General features: G+C 53.0%; 17 protein-coding genes. 6 read left to right on the forward strand and 11 right to left on the reverse strand.

The genetic code is table 11. The features are described 5' to 3' along the window. Positions 1-40: 40 nt before the first annotated feature. Together scpA and F0P93_RS29490 are read right to left on the reverse strand one after the other, a co-directional pair. Positions 41-2,230 (reverse strand): methylmalonyl-CoA mutase, encoded by a 2,190-nt coding sequence (scpA, locus tag F0P93_RS29485; RefSeq protein WP_150881394.1) that lies wholly within the window; start codon positions 2,228-2,230, stop codon positions 41-43. Between the two features lie 21 nt (positions 2,231-2,251). Next, positions 2,252-3,622, reverse strand: coding sequence for a methylmalonyl-CoA mutase family protein (locus F0P93_RS29490; protein ID WP_150881395.1), 1,371 nt, complete (start codon positions 3,620-3,622; stop codon positions 2,252-2,254). Between the two features lie 440 nt (positions 3,623-4,062). Between F0P93_RS29490 and dnaA the strand changes: the two genes are divergently transcribed. The 3 genes from dnaA (at position 4,063) to F0P93_RS29505 (ending at position 7,571) form a co-directional block, all read left to right on the forward strand. Beyond that, on the forward strand, positions 4,063-5,472 hold the full coding sequence (gene dnaA / locus F0P93_RS29495) for a chromosomal replication initiator protein DnaA (protein WP_150881492.1): 1,410 nt from the start codon (positions 4,063-4,065) through the stop codon (positions 5,470-5,472). A gap of 102 nt (positions 5,473-5,574) precedes the next feature. Next, a complete protein-coding gene (locus tag F0P93_RS29500) occupies positions 5,575-6,534 on the forward strand; it encodes a GNAT family N-acetyltransferase (RefSeq protein WP_150881396.1) in 960 nt (319 codons plus the stop codon). Further along, on the forward strand, positions 6,504-7,571 hold the full coding sequence (locus F0P93_RS29505) for a GNAT family N-acetyltransferase (RefSeq protein WP_150881397.1): 1,068 nt from the start codon (positions 6,504-6,506) through the stop codon (positions 7,569-7,571). Before F0P93_RS29500 ends, F0P93_RS29505 begins: the two co-directional genes overlap by 31 nt. Here F0P93_RS29505 and F0P93_RS29510 read toward each other — a convergent pair. From F0P93_RS29510 to F0P93_RS29520, 3 genes are all read right to left on the reverse strand, one after another. Further along, positions 7,561-8,364: a DUF3108 domain-containing protein gene (locus F0P93_RS29510; protein WP_150881398.1), complete on the reverse strand. Its 804-nt coding sequence runs from the start codon at positions 8,362-8,364 to the stop codon at positions 7,561-7,563. The genes F0P93_RS29505 and F0P93_RS29510 overlap by 11 nt on opposite strands. Positions 8,365-8,466: 102 nt before the next feature. Beyond that, positions 8,467-9,510, reverse strand: a complete 1,044-nt coding sequence (locus tag F0P93_RS29515; protein ID WP_150881399.1) for an aminopeptidase — start codon at positions 9,508-9,510, stop codon at positions 8,467-8,469. 29 nt (positions 9,511-9,539) lie between these two features. Beyond that, positions 9,540-10,559 carry a lipid A deacylase gene (locus F0P93_RS29520; RefSeq protein WP_150881400.1) on the reverse strand — a complete coding sequence of 340 codons (1,020 nt, stop codon included), beginning with the start codon at positions 10,557-10,559 and terminating at the stop codon, positions 9,540-9,542. A gap of 247 nt (positions 10,560-10,806) precedes the next feature. Between F0P93_RS29520 and recA the strand changes: the two genes are divergently transcribed. Next, entirely contained in the window at positions 10,807-11,877 is a 1,071-nt protein-coding gene (recA, locus tag F0P93_RS29525; RefSeq protein ID WP_150881401.1) for a recombinase RecA, read from the forward strand. A gap of 176 nt (positions 11,878-12,053) precedes the next feature. Here the strand turns inward: recA and F0P93_RS29530 are convergent, their stop codons facing one another. From F0P93_RS29530 to F0P93_RS29550, 5 genes are all read right to left on the reverse strand, one after another. Then, entirely contained in the window at positions 12,054-13,340 is a 1,287-nt protein-coding gene (locus tag F0P93_RS29530; RefSeq protein WP_150881402.1) for a citrate synthase, read from the reverse strand. A gap of 224 nt (positions 13,341-13,564) precedes the next feature. Then, the gene (locus F0P93_RS29535; RefSeq protein ID WP_150881403.1) at positions 13,565-14,866 is read right to left on the reverse strand and encodes a metal-dependent hydrolase family protein; all 1,302 of its coding nucleotides are present in this window, start codon (positions 14,864-14,866) and stop codon (positions 13,565-13,567) included. Continuing rightward, entirely contained in the window at positions 14,863-15,285 is a 423-nt protein-coding gene (locus F0P93_RS29540; protein WP_150881404.1) for a hypothetical protein, read from the reverse strand. The genes F0P93_RS29535 and F0P93_RS29540 overlap by 4 nt, the downstream gene beginning before the upstream one ends. A gap of 100 nt (positions 15,286-15,385) precedes the next feature. Beyond that, positions 15,386-16,543 (reverse strand): acyltransferase family protein, encoded by a 1,158-nt coding sequence (locus tag F0P93_RS29545; protein WP_150881405.1) that lies wholly within the window; start codon positions 16,541-16,543, stop codon positions 15,386-15,388. A 226-nt stretch (positions 16,544-16,769) separates the two neighbouring features. Then, positions 16,770-17,663 carry a LysR substrate-binding domain-containing protein gene (locus F0P93_RS29550; protein WP_150881406.1) on the reverse strand — a complete coding sequence of 298 codons (894 nt, stop codon included), beginning with the start codon at positions 17,661-17,663 and terminating at the stop codon, positions 16,770-16,772. A 299-nt stretch (positions 17,664-17,962) separates the two neighbouring features. Between F0P93_RS29550 and F0P93_RS29555 the strand changes: the two genes are divergently transcribed. Continuing rightward, positions 17,963-19,603, forward strand: coding sequence for a glycerol-3-phosphate dehydrogenase/oxidase (locus F0P93_RS29555; protein WP_150881407.1), 1,641 nt, complete (start codon positions 17,963-17,965; stop codon positions 19,601-19,603). An 82-nt stretch (positions 19,604-19,685) separates the two neighbouring features. Here the strand turns inward: F0P93_RS29555 and F0P93_RS29560 are convergent, their stop codons facing one another. After that, on the reverse strand, positions 19,686-22,340 hold the full coding sequence (locus tag F0P93_RS29560; RefSeq protein WP_150881408.1) for a cation-translocating P-type ATPase: 2,655 nt from the start codon (positions 22,338-22,340) through the stop codon (positions 19,686-19,688). Between the two features lie 213 nt (positions 22,341-22,553). Here F0P93_RS29560 and F0P93_RS29565 point away from each other — a divergent pair, with 213 nt between their 5' ends. Beyond that, a complete protein-coding gene (locus tag F0P93_RS29565; RefSeq protein ID WP_150881409.1) occupies positions 22,554-24,455 on the forward strand; it encodes a glycoside hydrolase family 88 protein in 1,902 nt (633 codons plus the stop codon). Positions 24,456-24,516: the final 61 nt, after the last annotated feature.

A 24,516-nucleotide genomic window follows, 5' to 3' on the forward strand; every position in this document is an offset into this window, starting at 1 on the left:
AAATCAATTTTTATAAAAATACGAAAAAACGGTTTACGATCTAGGGCTGACCTAACTCGGGCATCAGCTCCTTCAATATTTTCTGAGCTGCTATTGAAATAACCGTTCCCGGCCCGAAAACGCCTTTGACCCCCGCATCATACAGAAACTGGTAGTCCTGCGCGGGAATAACGCCCCCGGCAATGACCATGATGTCGTCGCGGCCAATGGTTTTCAATTCTTCGATCAGTTGCGGCACCAGCGTTTTATGCCCGGCGGCCAGACTCGACACGCCCACGAGGTGAACGTCGTTTTCGGCGGCTTGACGGGCCACTTCCTCCGGCGTCTGAAACAGCGGCCCCATATCCACATCGAAGCCCAGGTCGGCAAAGCTGGTGGCAATGACCTTGGCCCCCCGGTCGTGGCCATCCTGCCCCATTTTGGCCACCAGAATCCGTGGACGGCGGCCTTCCCGCTCGGCAAACCGGTCGGTGAGCTGACGGGCGAGCCGGAAATTTTCATCATCCGACACCTCGGCGGAATAGATGCCCGACACAGAACGAATCGTGGCCTTGTGACGGCTAAATGCTTTTTCCATAGCGTATGAAATTTCTCCTAACGTGGCGCGGTGGCGGGCAGCTTCGATGGCGAGGGTCAGGAGGTTGGTTGCCCCCCATCCCCCTAAAGGGGGTGTAGACTCCTCTTTTAGGGGGCGGGGGGGGATTTGAGCGGCTTCGGTAATCGCTTCCAGCGCGGCTTCCACTTTGGCCTGGTTCCGCCGGGCTTTCACCTCATTAATCCGCCGGATCTGTCCTTCCCGAACGGCCTGGTTATCGACTTCCAGCAATTCCAGTTCCTTTTCCGAATCGGGGCGGTATTGGTTGACGCCGACAATGACATCTTTGCCGGAATCGATCCGGGCCTGTTTGCGGGCGGCCGCTTCCTCGATGCGGAGTTTGGGCAGGCCGGTTTCAATCGCTTTGGTCATGCCGCCCAGGGTTTCCACTTCCTGAATCAGCGCCCAGGCTTTCTGAATCAACTGATCGGTTAACGATTCGACGTAATACGAACCACCCCACGGATCGACCACGGACGTCACGTCGGTTTCGTATTGCAGATAAAGCTGCGTATTTCGGGCAATCCGCGCCGAAAAATCGGTGGGCAGCGCAATGGCTTCGTCCAGCGAATTCGTGTGCAGCGATTGCGTATGCCCCAGCACAGCCGCCAGCGCTTCGACACACGTCCGGGCCACATTGTTGAACGGGTCCTGTTCCGTCAGGCTGTAGCCACTGGTCTGGCAATGGGTTCGCAACGCCAGCGACTTCGAATTTTTGGGCTCAAATTGCCGGATCAGCGTGGCCCAAAGCACCCGGGCCGCCCGCATTTTGGCAATTTCCATAAAATGGTTCATGCCGATTCCCCAGAAAAACGACAGGCGGGGTGCAAAATCATCGATGCTCATCCCGGCTTTCAAACCGGTTCGGATGTATTCCAGGCCATCGGCCAGCGTATAAGCCAGTTCAATATGGGCGGGCGCGCCCGCTTCGTGCATGTGGTAGCCGCTGATGCTGATAGAGTTGAACCTGGGCATGTAGCGACTCGTATACGCAAAAATATCGCCGACCAGCCGCATCGACGGTTCGGGCGGATAGATGTACGTGTTCCGTACCATGAACTCCTTCAGAATGTCGTTCTGAATGGTGCCCGACAATTGCTCCGGCCGGACGCCCTGTTCCTCTGCCGCCACGATGTAAAACGCCAGAATGGGCAAAACCGCCCCGTTCATGGTCATTGACACCGACATCTGATCGAGCGGAATCTGGTCGAAGAGCGTCTTCATGTCTTCCACGGTGTCGATGGCAACCCCGGCTTTGCCCACATCACCCACCACGCGCGGATGGTCGGAATCGTAGCCCCGGTGAGTCGCCAGATCGAACGCGACCGAAAGCCCTTTTTGCCCGGCCGCCAGATTCCGGCGGTAGAACGCATTGGACGCTTCGGCGGTCGAAAAACCGGCATACTGGCGGATCGTCCACGGCTGGGTCAGGTACATGCTGCTGTAGGGGCCGCGCAGGAAGGGAGGAATACCGGCGACGGAACCCAGGTGCTGGGCGTCGGCAAGGTCGGCGGCTTCGTAGTACGGTTTTATTTTGATGCCTTCGGAGGTAATGAAAGGGCGCGACGGGCTAACTGACGATGGAAGGTTGTCAGGTGTCGTTTGGTGAAGTGGCGTATTGAAATCAGGTCTCATACCGGTTTTTTCTTCTGGAAATTACTCGAATTCTTGGGGCAATCGTAAAACCGGTAGGGTTTCAAAAAACTTTACCGGTTTGGCTACCCTGACCTCCTCATCAACCCGAAACTTCGTCACGCCCACCAAAATCCGGCCGTTCTTCACTGCTTCCACTTTGGCCTGGTACGCTTTCTCCAGTTCGCCCGGAACAAAACCGCTTTCGGTTGCTTTCAACAAACCGCCCCGCTTTTCGATGTCCAGAAACAACGCCCAGGCCGATTCGACCAACTCGTTCGTCAGGGTTTCGAGGTAATACGAACCCGCCGAGGGGTCGAGCGTTTTGTCCAGATGGGCTTCTTCTTTTAGCAAAATGGAAATGTTCCGGGCAATGCGGGTGGAAAACTCATCGGGTTCGCCGAAAACCGTGTCATACGGATGAACGGTCAGCGCATCGCAGCCCCCGATGACGGCGGACATGGCTTCCGTCGTGGCCCGGAGCAGGTTGTTGTAAGGCGTGGCCGTGGCGTCGTAGAAGGTGGAGGTTTGGGCGTGGATGAATATTGAATAGCGAATCGGTCCGCCGACGCGGTCGAATATCGAATAATGAAGTAACAAGCGTTGCCAGAGGATGCGGAGGGCGCGGAGTTTGGCGATCTCGGTGAAGTAACTCGTTCCGACCGAAACCGTTAGGGCGGTTTTGGGAATCAGTTGTTCCATCGTTAGACCGGCGTTGGTGAGGTGATCAAAGACCTCCACCACCGAATTAAGCGTAAAGGCCAGTTCCTGCGTGGCAGTGGCCCCGGCGTTGTGAAAAACCGTGCTGCCGACCGTGATGGTCCGAAAGTGGGGTGAATCCAGCGTCAGGCGCGTTGCTTCCGCCATTTGAGCCAGAGCTGCATCGGGATGGGTGCCAGACTGGAGGGAACGGCTCACCGGTTCGTCGACAATTCCGCCTTTCAGTTGATACGGCAGAATCTGTTTCAACGCCATCGCCACGTTCTCCGACTGCCCATCGACGCGAAACCAAACTGGCGTGTCGCTCAGTTTCAGGCCATGCAGTAGCCGACTCCACTGAATTTCTTCGGTTTTTGCCTCGGTCAAATCAAGAAGAAAACCATCGGCTCCTTTGGTGAGCCCCGTACGCAGAACTGTATTGGTCTCACTTTCCGTTTCAAACCGCACACCAGGAACATTCAGCCAGCCCAGCGACCGGCCCGTTTGTTGGCTTTGCTGGTTTGTGGCAAGTGGCAGTTGCGCCAGATCTTCGTTTGTATAAAACGGCTCCGTCTCCAGGCCATCGGGTGTGAGCCGCTTCAGGGATTCAACCGGTTTTCCTTTTAGGTCGGCCACCACCTGCCGGGTCCACTCCGCTTTCGTAACGGCCGGAAAGAGCGATTTTATAGAAAACATAGTATCAAGGGCTGTAGGGTTAAAAAGGGTTGAATGGTTTGATGGTTGAATGGTTTTACGGTAAAAAGGATGGCCTTCACAAGCAGCCATTAGCCATTTAACCATCAAACCATTTTAACCATCAAACCATTTTCAACCATTCAACCATCGAATTCATCAAATCCATTCTTTTCCAAAGTTAGGTCTTTTCGGAGTAAAGCCACAGCGGGAGGCTTCACTGTTCACTATTGGGTTGTATTATTTTGATAATCTATTTTAATGTATTGATAGATAAAAAATGGGGCTGTATTTTTATCCGGCCGGAGTTTGGCAAGTCACCTTGTCTGCTCTATTTTTTTTCCTACTTTTGTCTCCCTTTTTTCACCCACCGGGCTGATTGTCTTGGGCAATTTGGCTTTATTATTAGGTAAAATGAAACTGTGAACATATCCGTACCCGGCATACAGCGTGAAGCAGTGACGGTCTGGAACCGCTGCCTGCAGGTGATCCAGGAGAACATTCCTGACCAGAGTTTTCGGACCTGGTTTGAGCCGATTGTTCCCCTGCGCCTGAATGGAAGCGAACTGACCATCCAGGTACCTAGCCAGTTCTTTTACGAATGGCTGGAGGAAAACTATGTTCATTTACTCCGAAAAGCGCTCGACTTTGCCATCGGTCATCACGGTCAATTGCAATATTCGATCATTGTCGATAAAGGTGACGAAGGGAGTAAGCCGTTGACAGTCAACGTGCCGACGTCAAAGTCACCTCAAAATGCCAAACCGGATAACGTCGACGCCGATATTTTGAAGAGTCCATTTGAAATGAAAGACCTGGACTCACTGCAACTGGATTCGTACCTGAATCCGGCCTATACATTTGATAATTTTATTGAAGGCGACTGCAACCGGCTGGGCCGCTCGGCGGGTTTCGCCATCGCCCAGAATCCGGGAACCACGGCCTTTAATCCGCTGATGATCTACGGCGGGGTTGGGTTGGGCAAAACGCACCTGGTGCAGGCCGTCGGCAATTATATCAAAAATAACAATCAGGACAAATTCGTCCTGTACGTGTCTTCCGAAAAGTTTACCACCCAGTTTATCAACTCCATCCGTACCGATTCGCTGCGGGATTTCATGGGTTTTTACATGCAGGTCGACGTGCTGATCATCGATGATGTGCAGTTTTGGGCGGGGAAAGAAAAAACCCAGGAGACGTTTTTCCATATTTTCAACCACCTGCACGGCGCCAAGAAGCAGATCATCATGACGTCCGACCGTGCCCCCCGCGACTTGCAGGGCATGCAGGACCGACTTCAGTCGCGCTTCAAGCAGGGACTGACGGCTGATCTGACCCAGCCGGATCTGGAAACACGGACGGCGATTATCCAGAAAAAACTGCTGGCCGAAGGCATCTTTATCGAGCATAACGTCATCGAATACCTGGCGCACAGCATCAACACGAATGTGCGCGAACTGGAAGGCGTCATTGTGTCGCTGATGGCACAGGCGTCGCTCAACCGCCGGGAAATCGATCTGGATCTGGCGCGGAACACCCTCCGGAACCTCATCATCGACTCGGACAAGGAAGTGACCATCGATACCATTCAGGATGTGGTGGCCGATCATTTCAAAATCGCGGTTTCTGATCTGAAAAGCAAAAGCCGGAAGAAAGAAGCCGTTTTCCCGCGCCAGATTGCCATGTTTCTGGCCAAAGACCTGACGGAACTGTCGTTGAAATCGATTGGCTATCACTTCGGAGGACGTGACCACAGCACGGTGATTCATGCCATTCAAACGATCAGCGACATCACCAACACGAACCCGCAAATCCGCGAAACCGTCGAAAAGCTGAAGGGTTCGTTGAAATAAGTTAAGAATTAAGAGTTATGAGTTAAAAGTTGGCTGACGCATTAACTCATAACTCTTAATTCTTAACTACCTAAAGTAATGAACCCCAGACTCTAAACTCCTTTGGTTCGTCTGCTCTCCCGACAACACCTCGACGATGCCGCGTATGATCGGTGCGTGGCCCTTTCTCCGCAGCGGCTGGTGTATGCGTTTTCGTGGTATCTGGACGTCGTTTCGCCGGGGTGGGAGTTGCTGGTAGAAGGTGATTATGAACGAGTGATGCCATTGCCGGTTCGCAGACGGTATGGCGTCAAGTCCGTTATTCAGCCTTTATTCTGCCACCAGCTCGGCGTCTTTTCGGTTGGCGAAACACCGGATTCTTCGGTTTTACCCCGGTTTTTGGAAGCCCTCCATCAGCACATACGCTACATCCCTTCGTATCAGTTCAATGCCGTCAATTCAGCCGGGTTAGTTGCGCCGGAACTACAACCAATTTTCCTGACAAATCACGTATTGAATCTCCGGAAACCGTATGCGGAACTGGCTGCGGGCTATTCGAAAGATCGAAAAAACAACCTGAAACGCGGTTTGCAGCGCGAATGGGAGTTTGTCGATACCGACGATGTTGCTCCGCTGATCGACTTATTTCGGAAGCACAACACCGCTGGTATTGGTCGCGTTGCGCCCCAGGCCTATGGTCAACTTCGGCAACTGGTTGCGGTTTTGCAAAACCGGCAGCAGGTAACCATTCGGGTGGCAAAGCAAAACGGACGGATCGAAGCGGGGTGCCTGCTGGTGACGGACGTAAACCGGATCATTCATTTGTTCTGCGCGGCTAGTCCGGAAGGGCGAAGGGGCAACGCCCGAACCGTTATTCTGGATCAATTCATTCGTGAATACGCCGGGCAGCCGCTCTGTTTTGATTTTGAAAGTCCGGAAGTCGAAAATCTGGTGGCTTTTAACCGAAGTTTCGGGGCCGAACCGGAGCCGTATGTTCGGCTGGTCAGCAATCGATTGCCGGATTCGGTGCGGTTCTTGCACCGGATGAAGCAATGGCTGCAGCAAACGCTTCTCTCCCGATGACCGTCCGGTATCTCGACCGCGCTGACCTCGACGCGGTTCGCTGGGATGATTGCGTTGCCGAATCGTCCCAACGACTGATCTATGCGTTCTCGTGGTACCTGGATGCCCTGACCACGGGCGTCGGCGCTCCACAGTGGGGCGGTATCGTGGCCGAACGGGGCGGACAATACGTAGCCGTGATGCCGGTGGTTTACAAAAAAAAGTACGGGATACGGTATGCCTATCAACCCGATTACTGCCAGCAACTGGGGATTTTCAGCCGGGCCGGAATCGATTTAGCTTCATGGTCTTCCAAATTTTTCGATCAATTAAACCGGTCATTTCGCTGGGTGGTTTCGTACCGGTTTAACGAAAAAAATGAAAACGAACTGCGATTTCCGACCGGTTTTTCCGTGATCGAGCGTATTAACCACGTTTTGCCGCTCAATAAACCGTATGAAGAAATCTACCGTCATTATGCAACCGACCGAAAAACCAATCTCAACCGGGCGCGCAATGTGGGCTGGGTGGTAGAAGAAAAACCGGACATGCGGCTACTGATTCAACTGCATCGGGAACACAACGAAGAAAAGGCAGTCGGTGGTATTCAACTGGATTTAACAATCTACGACCGGTTTATGAAAGCCGTCGATCAACTAAAATACCGGGGAATGACGCGCATCTGGCTGGCCCGAAAGGAAGGCGAAAAAAACGCTGAAGCGGGTGGCTTGTTTGTGCTGGATCGCGACCGGATCAGTTATCTTTTTAATGGCGCATCACAGACCGGGCGGAAGCAACAGGCCCGGTTGTGGATGATCAATCAACTTATTGAGGAATTTGCCGGACAACCTGTGGAATTTGATTTCGAAAGTCCGGCGGTAGGAGCGGAGTCGGTGAAGGCGTATTACCAGAGCTTTGGGGCCGAAAGCCGCCCCTATACCGAAATCACCTACGACCATCTGCCGTGGTTTATCGCCTGCGCCCGGGCTTTGGTTCGTAGGGTTTCTGGATGGAAAACCGCGCTGGAAGGAGCCGTTCGTAGGGGCTTTACTGCTTAAAAAATTTCAGGTCGTTGCGTAAACCGGAGTGTTTTTTCAGATCCATTTCCATGGAACCCACCCACAATTCCACCTCGATCTTTACCGGAATTTTGTTGGCATCGTCCGATACCCAGATCCGAATCGCATCCTCGCCTTTGAACAATTTATTTTCCGGCAAAACCGGATTCAGTTTGATGGCATTGATGTGACCAAACCGGGTTTTAACCACCTCCCGACCCCGATACCGTACCTTCATGTTGTAGACCTGATCGTCGAAAAAAGCGGGTACTTCGATGGTTTGGTTCGTGTTGACCCGGCTAAAGTCGATGGTTCGTAAGTAGTAATACCCGCTAATGACGTCGTGAACGTTATCCGGCACTTTAAAAACATCCTTCTGGGTTTTTTCTTCGGCCCGAACGGTATTGGCAAAGTGATTGAACGTGACGTTCTCTTCCTTGCGGTGATTGCCTTCTTCGATGTGGGCAAAAAATTTCTGCGGCAGAATTGCCGTCGTGTCGATGTATGACCGCCAGGTGTTGCGAATCCGGGTGACGAGGTCGAAGGCACCGACGGTTCGGCCATACACGTTGACGCGGTAGCAAGGCCGTTCGTTGACTTTATAAAGCGTAGGAGCTACATCGACCACCGCTTCCGCAGCGTTGAAAATGCCGTAATGGACTTTATATTCCAGGTGCTCACCGGCCCCAAAACTGGAATTGGGTACGCGACGGTACGCATTTTCCGGTTTCAGCGCCACCTGCGACAGAGCCGCACTGGTTAGGATGGATAGGATAAGGACTACTTTTTTCATGATCGCTTGACCCTTGGCCCCGCAAATGTCAGGATTAGAGATAGATACTTCCAACTGGAAACGAATGAACCGCCAAAAAAAGTGGCTCAACCGTCATCAAACTCATAAAGACGGATACGTCTTTTTCAAATACGTCAGATACTGACTAAAATTGCTATTGAACTTCTCTTCAAATTCGCGCCGGAAGCTGTTCTGCTGCTGCCGGTAGGTTTTATAGCCCACGAAGTACGCGTTATTCGGCAAATTCTGCGGATTAAACCGGCGCTTTTTAGGAACTGGTATGCCCGCCAGCGACTTTGTTTCCAGGGTGTCGACGGTTTCGACAATCTGGCCGATCAACTGCCACTTCTTCTCCTCCCTGACCCGTTCGGGTGTTTGAGGGTTGTAAGTAGCGTATAAACTATCAAGTTTCCGGGTTCCGCGCAGAACATGTTCATCGTATTTTTCGCCGTATTGCTTCGAATCCAGATACCCGAGAGCCGCCGGTGAGTTGGCTCCGTATTTCTGGGTCAGAAATTTTAAGGCTCCGTATTCACCGACAAAATCCGCGAGGTTTTCGTTGTATTCCAGGTTGTCTTTCACAAACAGCGTGCCATGCGTCAGTTCGTGAATGATCAACTCGGCCAACTGCCCTTCCGATCGTTTCAACATGGACGACAAAATAGGGTCACGGAAAAATCCTAACGTCGACCAGGCTGATACTTCATTTAAACGCGTATCGTAGCCCAGTTGTTTTAGTTCGTTCTGTTCCTGATTGGCGCGGTCACGTTCAAAAAAACCTTTATACGCAAACGTGCCGATGACCGGGAACTCCCATTCTTTGGCCACAAGCCGGTATTTTTCCGAAGCTACTACGACCCACAAAATCGGTTGCCCGTGCTGGTCGTAAAAAGTCGTGTAGTTTTTGGAAGGATTAATACCCAGAGAATCAACGGCATAACGTTTGATTTCCTGAATAAGTTCAATTTTTTGCTTCAAAGAATCCGGAATTGACGCATCGGCCAGCACCGCTTCGACCGGGCGCGTGTTCCACAAAATCCGGAATTGCCCCTTTGCCTGCATCCAGCCATACCCGATCAGGTCGCGATACCAGATTCCCAACACAATACATACGCCCAAAAGCGCCAGCAGGATTTTACGAACCATAGACAAATGTAGCAGACTCTTCCGGTTTTTTACCGCCGAAAGGTGATATAAACCCCCTCCGAATGCTCAAATTTTCCGTTCCCAGCATCATAATGTGGCTCGAAACGGACGGCTACCGAAAGGCCGTCGGCGATCGGAATATCTTTTAAAAACCGTAGAATCAAAAGTTGCCGGTTGCGCTCGCCGTAAGTGCTGTTGTACCGGCGCGAGAGGCTCTGGTATAAATCACCGCCCAGTTCGGCCCGGTAAGCATTTCCGTGCCAGTAGCTAACCAGAACCGTCAGTGGTTTGAACTGAAGGGTCAGGTTGGGATAAAGAGCGCCACCGGAATAAGATTTTTCCGCATTTTCAGAATAGCCAGCCACATAGGTGTCCAGCCGGGCCGAGCGCAGAAAACCAGACGCTTCGTTCTGCCACGTCAAACTCAGACTGCCGGCCGCGTTCAGGGCCGTTCGGACGGGCAGCGGGCTGATGATGTTTTGACCGCCAGCGTGAAAAACCGTGAACTGGAGCGGCACGCTCAGCCGAAAACCGGGAGAATATAGCAACGAAAATTCCGCCGAAATGCCCCCCCAGAACTGCTCCTGACGCGTATAACCGGGCCGGGTATTTTGGAGGTAGCTGATCCAGCCGTCAAAGAAGGTGCGGTTGGTTTGGTGGTTAATTTGCAGGCCGTTCTCGATGCGCTGTTGCAGCAGCCTTTCAAAGTTATAGAGCGGCTCGATCAGGTTGTGACTTACCGACCCTTCCAACGTCCCAAAGAGGTAATTCCAGTTTCGGTGGCGAAATTTGACGGTAAACGTCGGGGCGATTTGTGTAATCCGTTCCTGACCAAAATCGCTCCTGAAAAACACACCGACTTCCAGCACTACGTTCGGCGCAGGCTGGTAGGCAATCCGGGGATTGAGCTGGTAACCAAAGAGCGTATACCCGTCGGCAATAGGGCCGAAAAACTCATTATTTCGAACAAATCCCAAACTGGTGAAGCGAAAACTCAGTTTTTGGATGCTATCGAGCCGAAAGCGCTGATCGAAGACCCGGTTGTTCAACTGAGCGCAGGTTGTATGTGTTATAAAATATAAATACCATACAAGTATGGTAGTAATCGGCCGGTTATACGATGGTATTCCTGAAAAGTGTTTAACCTGTGTTAGTTTTTGTCGGCCTACCGTGCGTATACTACGCTTCATATATTATTGATTATTTTACAAACGATGCTTGCAAATCTTGGTGCAAAATCGTAATTTTATAAGGCTAAACATACTAAAAATCATTTTTTGAGGAAAAACACATCACATGGCACAAGCAACCGCTAGTACGGCTACTGAGAACAAACTGAAAGCCCTGCAAACGACCATTGAAAAGTTGGACAAAGCCTATGGCAAGGGCACTGTCATGCGGCTGAGTGAAAGCAAGGTCGTTGATATTCCGGTCATTTCGACGGGTTCGCTGGGGTTGGACCTGGCATTGGGAATCGGTGGCGTTCCAAGGGGGCGGGTCGTTGAGATCTACGGACCGGAGTCGTCGGGGAAAACCACGCTGACCCTGCATTGCATCGCTGAAGCTCAAAAAGCCGGTGGTCTGGCTGCGTTCATCGACGCCGAGCACGCGTTCGACCGCTCATATGCTGAAAAATTAGGAATCGATACCAAAAACTTATTAATATCTCAACCCGACAACGGTGAACAGGCGCTCGAAATTGCCGAACACCTGATTAGCTCCGGGGCGATTGACATCATCGTTATTGACTCTGTGGCCGCGCTGGTTCCGAAAGCCGAACTGGAAGGCGACATGGGGGATAGCAAAATGGGTTTACAAGCCCGGCTGATGTCCCAGGCGTTGCGGAAACTGACGGGCGTGATCAACAAAACCGGTTGCTGCTGTATCTTTATCAACCAGTTGCGCGAAAAAATCGGGGTTATGTTTGGGAACCCCGAAACCACCACGGGTGGGAATGCCCTGAAATTTTACTCGTCGGTTCGGCTGGACATCCGCCGGATTGGACAGATTAAAGACGGCGACGAAATCATTGGCAACCGGACGAAAGTGAAGGTGGTCAAGAACAAACTGGCTGCCCCGTTCAAAGTGATCGAATTCGACATCATGTACGGACAGGGAATTTCGAAAGTCGGTGAAGTACTTGATCTGGCGGTTGAACTGGAAATCGTGAAAAAATCCGGTTCCTGGTTCTCTTACGAAGGCAACCGGCTGTCGCAGGGACGCGATGCGGTTAAAAACCTGCTTTCCGACAACCCGGAATTGATGGCCGAACTGGAAGCCAAAATCCGGGCAATGGTGAACGCCAACGAAGATGCGCTGGTCGATCCCATTGGCGGGCCGGTCGACGGAGACGATACGCTCGATTAAGAAGATACTGCCGGAAGCTGGCTTTGCGGCTTCGCAACGGAAAAGTTTTCAGTATTGTTTGACAAATGAAGAGGTGGTTGGCCGTTGCTGACCACCTCTTTTTTGTTAACTAGCGTAAAAACAAAGAGCCCCGAATACATCCGGGGCTCTTGTCGTAGACCTAACGTTCGTAAATATTATCGGTCACCGATGGCTTTAAACTCGCGCAGCGTCGGGCCGGTATAAATCTGACGGGGACGACCGATCGGCTCTTTCTGGGCCCGCATTTCAACGAACTGAGCGATCCAGCCGGGTAAACGACCGATGGCAAACATCACGGTGAACATATTGGTCGGAATGCCGAGGGCGCGGTAAATAATGCCGGAATAAAAATCGACGTTTGGATACAGTTTCCGCGACACGAAATACTCGTCGTGAAGAGCCGCTTCTTCGAGTCCTTTGGCAATTTCCAGCACCGGATCGTTCACACCGAGTTTGCTCAGCACATCGTCGGCGGCTTTTTTGATGATGCGGGCGCGGGGATCGAAATTCTTGTACACCCGGTGGCCGAAACCGAAGAGCCGGAAACCGGTGGTCTTGGCGTTTTTCGCCATGTCGACGTATTTCGCCACATCGCCCCCATTGGCTTTTATTTCTTCCAGCATCTCGATCACTTCCTGGTTGGCACCGCCGTGGAGCGGCCCCCACAGCGCGTTGATACCGGCCGAAATCGACGAGTAAATGTTGGCGCGTGACGATCCGACCAGCCGTACCGTTGAGGTCGAGCAGTTTTGTTCGTGATCGGCGTGAAGAATCAGCAGTTTGTTCAGTGCGCGGGAAACCACCGGATCAATCTGGTAGTCTTCCACCGGCAGCGCAAACATCATGTGCAGGAAATTCGAGCAATAGTCGAGTTGATTTTTCGGGTAGTTGACCGGATGGCCCTGCGATTTTTTGAACGACCAGGTGGCAATCGTTGGCAGTTTGGCCAGCAGCCGAATGATATGCATCTGCGTCTGATCCGGCGCTTTGTCATCGTATGAATCCGGGTAGAACGCACTCAGAGCGCTCACCAGCGACGACAGTACGCCCATCGGGTGGGCATTATTGGGGAAACCCTCAAAAATTTTCCGCATGTCCTCATTCACCATCGTATGACGCCGGATGCTGTCTTCAAACTCGGCGTATTGCTGCTGAGTTGGTAAGTCGCCGTAAATCAGGAGGTAAGCCACTTCCAGGAAACTGGCTTTGTCGGCAAGGTCTTCAATGGAATAGCCCCGGTACCGCAGAATGCCTTCTTCACCATCCAGGAAAGTGATCGCGCTCTGGGTCGCACCGGTATTTTTGTATCCTTTGTCTAACGTAACATAACCCGTTTGGTCGCGGAGATTGGAAATGTCAATGGCTTTTTCTTGTTCGCTACCAACAACGATTGGAAATTGGTAGGTTTTACCATCAACAGACAGTTCGGCAGTGTTTGACATACGTATTTGGGGTAGAGTAAATCGGTTATGGTAAACTTAATCGTTCAGGTTGGCTATCTATCCTCCATATTGACGACCCTGCGCAACGGGCGGACAATGCCGGGCGCGGAGTTGCCGGGCGAAATTAGCCAAAAACCACTAACGACAAGTGATTACTTTGGTAAAAACGCAAGGATTATGTAAAATCTACTTGTTTAACCCGAAATGGATGCCATTAGTTGCGACTATAATTTGATGATTTGACCATTTTTTACCACCAGGCGCACCTTTCGGATGGCCCCGATGGTTTTGGTCGGATCACCCTCCGCCACCATCAGATCGGCCAGTAAACCGGCCTGAATGCGACCCCGGTCGGCCAGATGAAACACGCCGGCGTTAACCGAGGTGGCTGAGCGTAAGGCCTCTAGCGGTTTCATGCCATAGTCCACCATCATTTCCAGTTCGCGGGCGTTATCGCCGTGGGTAAACACCCCGACATCGCCACCGAAGCAGATTTTTACCCCGGCATCCAGGGCTTGTTTAAAGGTGATTCGTTTGTTGCGAATGCGCTCCGGTTCAGGGTCAATGCCTTTTTTCCAGCCCCGGTACTGGCTGGTGGCATCCCCTGCGGCCACGGTTGGACAGAGGGCAGTCCCCCGATCTTTCATTAGAGCGAAGATTTCGGGCGTACCACCATCGCCGTGTTCAATGGTTTCGCACCCCGCCAGAATCGCCCGGCGCATGCCTTCCACCGTGGTGGCATGCGCGACGGTGGGCCGTCCGCTGCTGCGGGCCACTTCAACAATCAGTTTCAACTCATCGAGCGTGAACGTTGGCCGGGCCTCACTCATCAACCCCCAGCGGTAATCGGCGTAGACTTTAATAAGGTCGGCACCCTTGCCGATTTGTCGTCGGACGGCCTGAATGAGTTTGTCGTGGCCGTCGGCTTCCTCAGCCCCCTGCGGCACATCGACGTCGGGGCTGAATCCTTTGGGTGCGTAACTGCCCGTTGCAATCAGGGCACGGGTGGCCACAATCATGCGTGGACCCGGAATAACGCCCTGGTCGATGGCCTGTTTAAGTCCCACATCGTCGTAATCCGCTCCTTCCGTTCCCAGATCGCGAACAGTCGTAAAACCCGCCAGCAGCGTATTTCGGGCGTGAATGGTAGCCCGGGCAACGCGGTAGGAGCGGGGCTCTTTCAACACCTGATCGTCCCAGGTCGTTTCGTTATACGGGTGGAGCAGCAGGTGGGAATGGCCTTCAATGAGGCCCGGCAATAGTGTAGTTCCTTTTAAATCAATCACGTCAGCACCTTCGCTCCGAACACTGGCTGCGGGTCCGACGGCTTCGATGGTAGCACCTTTGACCAAAACCACCCACCCATCGTGTACGGTTTCACCATCAAAAACCCGATCGGGTTTATACAACCGGCTCTCGGCCCCGCCCGGGTTGACCAGGGCCGTAGCGCCCGGGGACCGGAACGTCGACGAAAAAAAAGAAGTGATACCATAGAGAAGGGGAAGCAGGTAGGTCGTCAACGTCATCGGCGTTTTTTAGGCTTTTTCGTCGTTAAAACATCGTACGACGTTTTTCCGAAGATAATTGCCAGAATCACGGGAAGCAATACCGCGCCGGTTTTAAATCCGGAACCCATCAATTGATACGTTCCGGTAGAAAACCGGGTGTAGGTTTGAAAAATCGCAAACAGACAGACCACAAACAACGTGACCGCCAGCAGAATGGCCAGCGAACCGCTCAAGGCCCGGCTGATGAGAAAGCTGATCAACAGAGCCACTAAAACCGTAACCGCCACGGTGGCCATGGCTTTGGGCAGTGTTTCGAGGTAATCGTGGTCGTACCAGAAAATGCTGATTTGGCCAATCAGGTTCGGGTGGGCCAGCAGCCAGGCATCGACGATAACTAAAACAAAAAGGACGAGGTAATAAAACTGGTTGTTACGCATTGGAGAGCAAAAGGTGATGAAAACCCAATCTTCGGGAGATTTTACGAATAAAAAAAGCCTCAAAAGAGGCTTCTGGACAGAAAAAAATCCCTCGACCGTTTCAGGATAACGCTGCCACCTGGTCATTTTGTGTGTGAAGAACGGATACCGGTACCGATTCATAGCGAATCGTTTCCGGATGGGCTTTTCTGGGTACTGCGGTTTTGGGCCGTCTGGTGTAAATCCAGTGTAAAAGCGGTTTTTCGACCCACCGGTGCGCCTGCCAGCTAAACCAGGCCAGAAGGGCCACCAGCACAATGTTCGCAACCACCACGTACGTTGAAAACCCCAGAATCATCAGGGCCTGCGTAAGTATCATAACGGCCGGAACGTGAATCAAATACAACAGGTAAGACGAATCCCCCAGTTTTAACAGCCAGTCCGGATAGGAGAAGCGGTTTGCGACTTCCCAGCGGATCAGGCCCAGCAAAAGAACGGTGGCCGGAAGACCAAACCCCGTGATTCGTAACCAATGGTCGGCCGGGTCAACCCACTCTCCGGTCAGGAAGAAAAAACCGGCGGCCAGCATCATCAACAAGGGATGAATTTCGAAAACATACCGGCGGGCAAGCAGATAGGCACCTACACCAAAGCAAAATTCAAGAATGAAAGGACTCAACAGGAAGGAATGATACCTGAATTCGAACAACGGGGGCTGCCCGGTTGGCAAACCGTTGAGCACCGTTGCCGCTACCAGAACAACGGGGATGATCATGAAATACCGGGAGACAATCAGCAGCCCGAACAGAACATAGAAATAAAGTTCGTAGCTCAATGTCCAGGTAACGGGTAACAGGCTTTCATGAAAGGGAAAAAGCGTCAGTGCTTTCACGATTTCGACGGGATTCAAACCGTAGGAAAGCCATCTCAACGAGGGCGCAAAGGCGTTGAGCCCGAGGAATAACGCACCGGCCAACAGGAATACCAGCCAGTAGATGGAATAAATGCGTCCGAAGCGTTTTTTTACATACGGAATCAACTGATCGGGTCGGTTCATTATCGACCCGTTGGTGTGGGTAATGATGAAACCGCTGATTACAAAAAACAAATCGACGCCCCCAAAACCGGCTTTGAAACAACGTAAGAAAGGGGAATAAATCGCAACATCTTCCATTTTCATGGATACGTGGAAGATCGTTACAAGGAGGGCCGCCAGGGCACGCAAAGCCTGGACAGAGGCAAATGATTTTGGTAGACTGGTGGTAGAACAGAGGAGCATGAAAAGGAAGTATTGGTTACACGTTTCGAGTTGAAAGGCCCTTACATTTCCCGTTTATGCGCCCAGTCTGTGCTGTCAATAAACGAAGCGATTTGATCAGGTTAAATGCATAAGGTTACTATTAAGATGATGATATAGTCAAATGGTAACATAATCAGTGCAAATAAATATCAATCTGCCTGGTATCGTGTTGTACATTTGTTCGGTAACGGTTTTGTTCGCTGGCTCAGGGCATATAATACCGACGGGCAAACGTCATAAAACCAGCGGCCAGTCCTTCGGGTAAGCCTTGTAAATGGACGAAACTGAACGTTCGGGGCAGGCGAAAATCCTTGATGGTGACAATCTTGAGCACTCCGCTCTTGACTTCTTTTTCAATGGCTCGTGACGACAGGATGGACAGGCAATTGGCGTGTTCCAGAAACGATTTGATGCTTTCCGAACTGCCCAGGTGCATGACCACCGTTAGCGCAGAAGGCCGGATGCCCCGCGCCTGGAGGGCAGTTTCCAGTACTTCGAGCGTACCGGAACCCCGTTCGCGCAACACCATCGGAATGGCACTCAGTTCTTCCAGCGAGATTTCCTTCAGACGGCTGTAGCGACTGTTGCTGTGCACGACGGCCACCAGTTCGTCTTCCAGAAAATCATGGTATTTCAACCCGGCATGGTGTTTTTTGCCTTCCACAATGCCCAGATCAATCTCTTTGGCCGAAACCGCGTGTTCGATCATCTCCGTGTTGCCGGTCAGCAAACTGAGCTGGATGGTCGGGTACCGTTCGTAATAGGAAGCCAGAAGTGGCGAAATCAGGTATTGGGCGATGGTGGTGCTGGCACCCAGCCGCAAACTGCCTTTCAAGTCATTTTTAAAGGTGTTGAGTTCAAAAAGGGCTTCCTGATACAGATCGAAAATCTGGCCGGCATACCGGAACAACACCTCGCCGGGGGGCGTCAGCACAATGGTGTTGCCTTTCCGGTCGAAGAGCCGCAAACCGAGCATATCTTCCAGAGCCTTCACGTGTTTGGTGACGGCGGGCTGTGTAATAAATAACTCCGCCGATGCCTTCGTAAAGCTGCGATGACGGGCTACGCTGTAGAATACCCTCAGCCGAAAATCTTCCATTTGAACAATCAATAAAGCTATAGTTATAACCAAAGGTAATAGAGCTACGGAAAAAACAAACCAGGAAGTTACCAACCCGCCCACAGGACGCCACATGGATAACCCCGGATGCAATCCGGGGCAGACGCGGTATACCACATCCTCGCACAACTCAGACGCTCCTCATCCCGGATTGCATCCGGGGTTATCCATGTGGCGCCCTGTGGGCGGGTTGGTCGAAAAGTTGCATGAAAATAACTACCAGACTCTGCTTACCTTTGCGTTTCTCCGCTAAACTCTGCGAAATAATTAACAGTCTTATGCAGCGTACCGACCATCTCAAAGAAGCCGAAAATCAGGAATTTGACATCTGCATCATTGGTGGAGGTGCCACCGGCGCCGGGTGTCTGCTCGATGCCCAAAGCCGGGGCCTGAAAGCCATTCTCATCGAGAAGCACGATTTTGCTTCCGAAACGTCCAGTAAATCGACCAAACTGATTCACGGCGGGGTGCGGTATCTGGAACAGGCTGTCAAACAGGCCGATCTGAACCAGTACCATATGGTGAAAAAAGCCCTGCGCGAACGCCTGACGCTCATCCGGAACGCTCCGCACCTGGCGCACCCGCTGGCCCTGCTGACGCCCTGCATGAGCTGGATGGAAGGCATCTACTATACCGCCGGACTGAAAATGTACGACACGCTCTCCGGCGACCTGAGCATCGGGAAAAGCGAGTGGCTGAACAAGGAAGAAGCCCTGAAACGCAACCCCTCGCTCACCCATAAAATCCACAGTGCGGTGTTGTATTACGACGGTCAGTTAAACGACGCGCGTTACAACATGTCGCTGGTCAAAACCGCCATGCAATACGGCGCGGTGGCCCTCAATCACGCCGAAGCCCGTACCTTTGAGAAAGATGCGGCCGGTCAACTGGTGGTTTTGTACGTCCGGGATTCGCTGACGGGGCGGTTGTTGCGGGTGCGGGCCAAACGGTTTATCAACGCCACCGGCCCGTTTGCCGACCGCATCCGTTTGCTGGCGAACCCCGAAATGGGCATCCGGATGCGGGTCAGCAAGGGCGTGCACATCATTGTGCCGGGCGAGTTGATGCCGTCGGATGCCGCCATTCTGGTGCCTAAAACCGACGACGGACGCGTGGTGTTCATCATTCCCTACAACGGAAAACTGATGATTGGAACGACCGAAACCGAGTCGGAACTGGGCGAATCGGAGCCGGTGGTCGAGCGGGCGGAAGTCGATTACCTGATCAGTTACGTCAACCGGTATTTTGAAAAACCGATCACTGCCGATCAGGTCATCGCCGGTTTTGCCGGATTGCGTCCGTTGTTGCAGGCCGATCCGAACGCCGACACGAAGCAACTGGTGCGCGACCACGAGGTGGAGGTCGATCCGTCCTCGGGTCTCGTTAGCATCCTGGGGGGTAAATGGACGACGTATCGGCTGATGGCGAAAGACACCATCGACAAGTTCTACGAATTGCAGCAAATGCCCGAAGAACCCTGCGTTACGGATCACATCAAACTGGTTGGGGCTGAAGGCTACGCGGATGATTTCTGGAAAGTGCTGGTCAATAAATACGCCGTTCCGGAAGTCGTTGCCAGACACCTGAACCGGCAGTATGGCACGGAAAGTCTGGAAATTGCGCAGCTCATGCACGACCGGCCCGACTGGACCGAACGACTTTCGGATCGCTTGCCACACACCAAAGCCGAGGTGGTTTTTGTGGTGCGGGCCGAAATGGCGCAGACCCTCAAGGACGTGCTGGCCCGGCGGTTTGGGCTGGAACTCACCGACTGGGAATCCAGCGACCAGATTTCTGAAACCGTTGCCGACCTGATGGCCGCCGAACTGGGCTGGACCGACGACGAGCGCCGGAAAGCCGTGGCCGACTACCACGCCGAGATCGACTGGTTCCGGAAATCGGCGGGGCTGATAGTTTGATCGGAACACGGATTGAACCGATTAAACGGATTTACACTGATTTTATCTGTTTTGATCCGTTTTATCGGTTCAATCCGTGTTCCTATTTAATAATTCCCTTCACCAATTGCACCAGCATCACCGGTGCCAGACCGGCTGCGGCAATGAGCCAGAGTTCGGTGCTGGTCATGGGTTGAATGCTAAGTACCTGGTTTAAAAACGGCACGTAATAGGTCAGAACCAGAATCACCAGGCAGAGCAGCAAGGCATACCAGATGTACCGGTTTCGTGTAATCTCGTTGACAAAAAACGAATGGCCGGACCGCAGGTTGAAAACGTGCAGCAACTGCGCAAACGAGAGCGCGTAAAACGTCAGGTTGTTGCCTTCCTTTGCCGTCAGCCCCAATCGGGTTGTGCCGAGCCAGTAGGCTCCCAGCACCGAAACCGTCATGGCTAAGGCGTAAAAAACTACCATCCGCCAGTCGCGGCTATCCATAATGGGCGTTTTGGGGTCGCGGGGCGGCTGGTGCATCAGGCTCGAATTTTCCCGTCCCACCCCCAGAGCCAGGGCTGGGAACACGTCGGTGACGATGTTGATGAACAGAATCTGCAACGGCAGCAGCGGATTGCCGACGTTGAGAAATCCCGCAAACGTCACCACAAAAATCTCACTCAAATTACACGACAGCAGGAAGAGCACGAACTTGCGGATGTTTTCGAAAATGACCCGTCCCTGCGCAATGGCGGCCACAATGGACGCAAACGAGTCGTCTTTCAGCACCATGTCGGCGGTTTCGGCGGCCACCTGCGTGCCGCGCAAGCCCATCGCAATGCCGATGTCCGACTTCTTCAGCGCGGGCGCATCGTTGACGCCATCGCCGGTCATGCCAACAATGTCGCCCTGCTGCTGATACAGATCGATCATATCGAGCTTCTGCGCCGGGCTGACCCGCGCAAACACCCGACATGCCAGCAACTTCTCCTTGTCGGCTTCCGTCAGTTGATCGAGCGGTTTGAGGTCTTTGCCTGTCAGGACAATTTCTTCGCCAGCTTCGATCAGATGGACTTTGGACGCAATCGTGAGGGCCGTTGCGGGGTGATCGCCGGTCACCATGATGACCTTGATCCCGGCGGCCCGGCAGGCTTTGAGTGCGGGTGTTACTTCGGTGCGGGGCGGATCGAGAAAACCGATCAGGCCGACGTACGTCAGGTGGCCGTCGGTAAAATCGTCACCGGGTTTCTCGTTGGTTTCCCGAAATGCAAACGCCAGTGTTCGCAGCCCGTCGACGGCCATTTTCTCAGAAATGTCGTAATAGGCTTTCCGGTCTTTTTCATTGAGCGAATGACAGCGTTCGAGCACTTCCTCGGCAGCGCCTTTTACCGCCACGAAATAACCGCCTTCGTGGGCGTGGAGCGTGCCCATGATCCGGGTGTCGGAGCTGAACGCCTGTTCGGCTTTGCGCGGAAAATTCTGGATGATGCGGTCGGGGTTGTGACCGGCGGCAATCGCGAATTTCAGCAGCGAGACTTCCACCGGATCGCCCACTTCTTTGGGTTTTCCCTTTACGATGTCATAATCCGCATTGTTGCACAAAACGCCCACGCGGATGAGTTGCTGGTAGGCGTCTGATTCCGTAACGGCCTGATCACCCTCCAAAACCTCCAGTTTTTTAGCTTCCGCATCGGCCCGGATCTCGGCGTGGAAATCCGGCAGTTCAAGCGTGTTGACCTCGATGCGGTTTTGGGTCAGCGTGCCGGTTTTGTCCGTAAAAATGACGTTGGTGCCGCCCAGCGTCTCAACGGCCGACAGCCGTTTGACGATCACTTTCTTTTCCGCCAGCCGCAGCATGCCGTAGGCCAGTGCAATGGTAGCCACCACCGACATGCCCTCCGGAATGGCCGCAATGGCCAGTGCCAGCGCGGTTTCGATCAGTCGCAGCGGTTCTTCTTTCCGGATCAAACCAACCACCAGAAACAAAGCGGCCAGGGCCACCGTCACCCAGATCAGCACTTTCGCCAGCGAATCCAGCTTCGCTTCCAGCGGTGTGGCCGAGCGTTTGGCGTCCTTCACCATCGTGGCAATTTTGCCCAGCTCCGTTTGCTGCCCGATGCCCGTCACGATGGCGCGACCGTTGCCTGCCGTCACGGGCGTTCCTTTGAACAGGCGGTTGTGCTGATCGCCCAGCGGGGATTCGTCCGGCGGTATTTCCGTGTTTTTGTCAACGGGCAGCGATTCGCCGGTGAGGGCCGATTCGTCAATTTGCAACTGGCTGATCTCGAGCAGGTTGCCATCGGCGGCCACCAGATCACCGGCTTCTACGATCAGGATATCGCCAAGCGTGACTTCTTCCGACGAAATTTCCCGGATGCGGCCGTCGCGCAACACCCGCGCGGGCGTGGTGTCCATTTTTCGTAACGCATCCATCGACTGCCGGGCGTTCCATTCCAGCAAAAAACCGGTCACGGCGTTGACGAGCAAAACCGCAATGATGGCAAAGCCTTCGACGGTTTCGCCCAGAAAAAACGAAATACCGGCTGCTGCCGCCAGAATGTAGACAATGACGCCGGTGAACTGCCGCAACAGAATGGTCACGGCGCTTTCGCGTTTGACTTCCTGCAGCGCATTCGGTCCCAATTCGTCGTAGCGGTTTTTGGCTTCTTCGGCGGTCAGCCCGACTTTGGGATCGACGTTCAAGTCCTTCAGCAACTGGTCGATGGGAAGTCGATGCGGATGTTCGGGGGTTGAAAGGGTTGGCATACCGTGGATAGGGGAAATGAGGTTTAAGTAAGTACTGACTTTCTGACGAAACCGCCAAATTAACACCGCTTTGAATTGGTAGAAAGTCGTAGAATTTCCTTTAAGTTATTACACAGGGTTAATCAGAGAACATCAGGGGTTATCAAAGTTTTTCTCTGCTAAACTCTGATGTCCTCCGCTCAACTCTGCGATACAACTCATTTTAAACATGCCATGAAATATCTATTTCTGATCCTGTTCTCTACCTGCGCTTTCGCCCAGCAAAAACCGTATTCCCAGCGCATGGCCGATTCGTTCATGACGTGGCACAAGGATTCGATTCTGATTGGAAACCACAAAACCGCCCGCTGGGATTATGAACAGGGACTGGTTCTCAAAGCCTTCGAACGGGTTTGGTACCGCACCGGCGACAGCAAATACTTTACTTATACGTTGAACGACATCAACCAGTTTGTGCGCGAAGACGGCAGCATTCGCACCTACAAAATGGACGAATTCAACATTGACAACGTCACCACCGGTCGGGTGCTGCTGCTGCTCGCTCAGCAGTCGCTGTCGGGGAAGGAAAAATTTCAGAAAGCGGCCTTTTTGTTACGCGATCAACTGGCGAAACAACCGCGCACGAAGGAGGGTGGTTTCTGGCATAAAAACCGCTATCCGAACCAGATGTGGCTCGACGGATTGTTCATGGCCGAGCCGTTTTACGCCGAATTCAGCCGGGTGTTCAATCAGCCGGAAAATTTCGACGACATTGCCAAACAGTTTGCCCTGATCGAAAAACACCTGGTCGATTCTAAAACCGGGTTACTCTACCACGGCTACGACGAAAGCCGCGAGCAGAAATGGGCGGATCCGAAAACCGGGCAGTCGCCCCACTTCTGGGGTCGGTCGATTGGCTGGTACGGCATGGCGCTGGTCGATGTGCTGGATTATTTCCCGACCAACCACCCCCAACGCGCCAATCTGGTGAGCTACCTGCAACGGCTGGCAACGCCCATCGTAAACTACCAGGACCCGAAAACCGGCTGCTGGTACCAGATGACCACGCAGGGAACCCGGAAAGGGAATTACATCGAGGCTTCGGCATCGTGCATGTTTGTGTATACGCTGGCGAAAGCCGTGCGGATGGGATACCTGGACCAGTCGTTTCTGGCTTCGGCGCAGAAAGGGTATCAGGGGATTCTGAAAAATTTCATTGAAGAAGAACCGAACGGGACCATCAACCTCAACGGCACCGTCAGCGTGGGCGGCTTGGGGGGAACACCCTACCGCGATGGCAGCTACGAGTATTACCTCAGCGAGCCGATCCGCAAAAACGACCTGAAGGGCGTCGGGCCGTTTATCATGGCGAGTCTGGAGATGGAAATTGCCCCGGAACTGGCCCTTGGTGCCGGAAAAACCGTGGCCGTCGATTACCACTTCAACCACGAATTTCGCAAGGATTTACTCGGTCAACCCGAACAATTCCACTACACCTGGGAGGATCGGATGCACTCTGGATTCTGGCACTGGGGCAACACCTTCCGTGAACTGGGCGCCAAAACCGTTCCGGTTCGAACCGCGCCGACGGCTGAATCCCTGAAAGGCATCGGCGTGTACATCATTGTCGATCCCGATTCGCCGAAAGAAACCACCAAGCCGAACTATATCCAGGAAGCTGATATTAAGGCGATTAACGAGTGGGTGAAAGCCGGTGGGGTGCTGGTGATGATGGCGAATGACACCGCCAACTGCGAAACGAAACACTTCAACGAACTGGCGCAGACCTTCGGCATCCGGTTTACCGACAAAAACCGCAACATGGTGAAGGGCAAAAACTGGGAGCAGGGCAAGGTGACGATTCCGGCTGGAAACCCGGTTTTTAAGGAAACGAAAGCCGTTTACATCAAGGAACTGGCGACGCTCGATCTCAAAGCCCCGGCCAAAGCCCTCGTTTCGGTAGAGGGCGACGTCATCATGGCGGTGGCAAAAGTGGGAAAAGGGACGGTTTTCGCCGTCGGCGACCCCTGGCTCTACAATGAATACACCGATGGGCGAATCATTCCGACGGTCTACGAAAACTACAAAGCGAGTAAAGAGTTGGGAGCGTGGCTGCTGGGGCAGGCACGGAAGTAACGATTGCTTTACGGTCTGCCGCTTCGCAAGGGCAGCTTAGACCAAAAAGGATACGGTGGGT

Source organism: Larkinella humicola (genome assembly GCF_008727875.1).
GTDB lineage: Bacteria > Bacteroidota > Bacteroidia > Cytophagales > Spirosomataceae > Larkinella > Larkinella humicola.

Bases quoted from the DNA above. Each gene is read 5' to 3' on its own strand.
- scpA (WP_150881394.1), bottom strand. From the start codon at position 2,230: ATGAGACCTGATTTCAATACGCCACTTCACCAAACGACACCTGACAAC.
- F0P93_RS29490 (WP_150881395.1), bottom strand. From the start codon at position 3,622: ATGTTTTCTATAAAATCGCTCTTTCCGGCCGTTACGAAAGCGGAGTGG.
- F0P93_RS29505 (WP_150881397.1), top strand. From the start codon at position 6,504: ATGGCTGCAGCAAACGCTTCTCTCCCGATGACCGTCCGGTATCTCGAC.
- F0P93_RS29510 (WP_150881398.1), bottom strand. From the start codon at position 8,364: ATGAAAAAAGTAGTCCTTATCCTATCCATCCTAACCAGTGCGGCTCTG.
- F0P93_RS29515 (WP_150881399.1), bottom strand. From the start codon at position 9,510: ATGGTTCGTAAAATCCTGCTGGCGCTTTTGGGCGTATGTATTGTGTTG.
- recA (WP_150881401.1), top strand. From the start codon at position 10,807: ATGGCACAAGCAACCGCTAGTACGGCTACTGAGAACAAACTGAAAGCC.
- F0P93_RS29530 (WP_150881402.1), bottom strand. From the start codon at position 13,340: ATGTCAAACACTGCCGAACTGTCTGTTGATGGTAAAACCTACCAATTT.
- F0P93_RS29535 (WP_150881403.1), bottom strand. From the start codon at position 14,866: ATGACGTTGACGACCTACCTGCTTCCCCTTCTCTATGGTATCACTTCT.
- F0P93_RS29540 (WP_150881404.1), bottom strand. From the start codon at position 15,285: ATGCGTAACAACCAGTTTTATTACCTCGTCCTTTTTGTTTTAGTTATC.
- F0P93_RS29545 (WP_150881405.1), bottom strand. From the start codon at position 16,543: ATGCTCCTCTGTTCTACCACCAGTCTACCAAAATCATTTGCCTCTGTC.
- F0P93_RS29550 (WP_150881406.1), bottom strand. From the start codon at position 17,663: ATGGAAGATTTTCGGCTGAGGGTATTCTACAGCGTAGCCCGTCATCGC.
- F0P93_RS29555 (WP_150881407.1), top strand. From the start codon at position 17,963: ATGCAGCGTACCGACCATCTCAAAGAAGCCGAAAATCAGGAATTTGAC.
- F0P93_RS29560 (WP_150881408.1), bottom strand. From the start codon at position 22,340: ATGCCAACCCTTTCAACCCCCGAACATCCGCATCGACTTCCCATCGAC.
- F0P93_RS29565 (WP_150881409.1), top strand. From the start codon at position 22,554: ATGAAATATCTATTTCTGATCCTGTTCTCTACCTGCGCTTTCGCCCAG.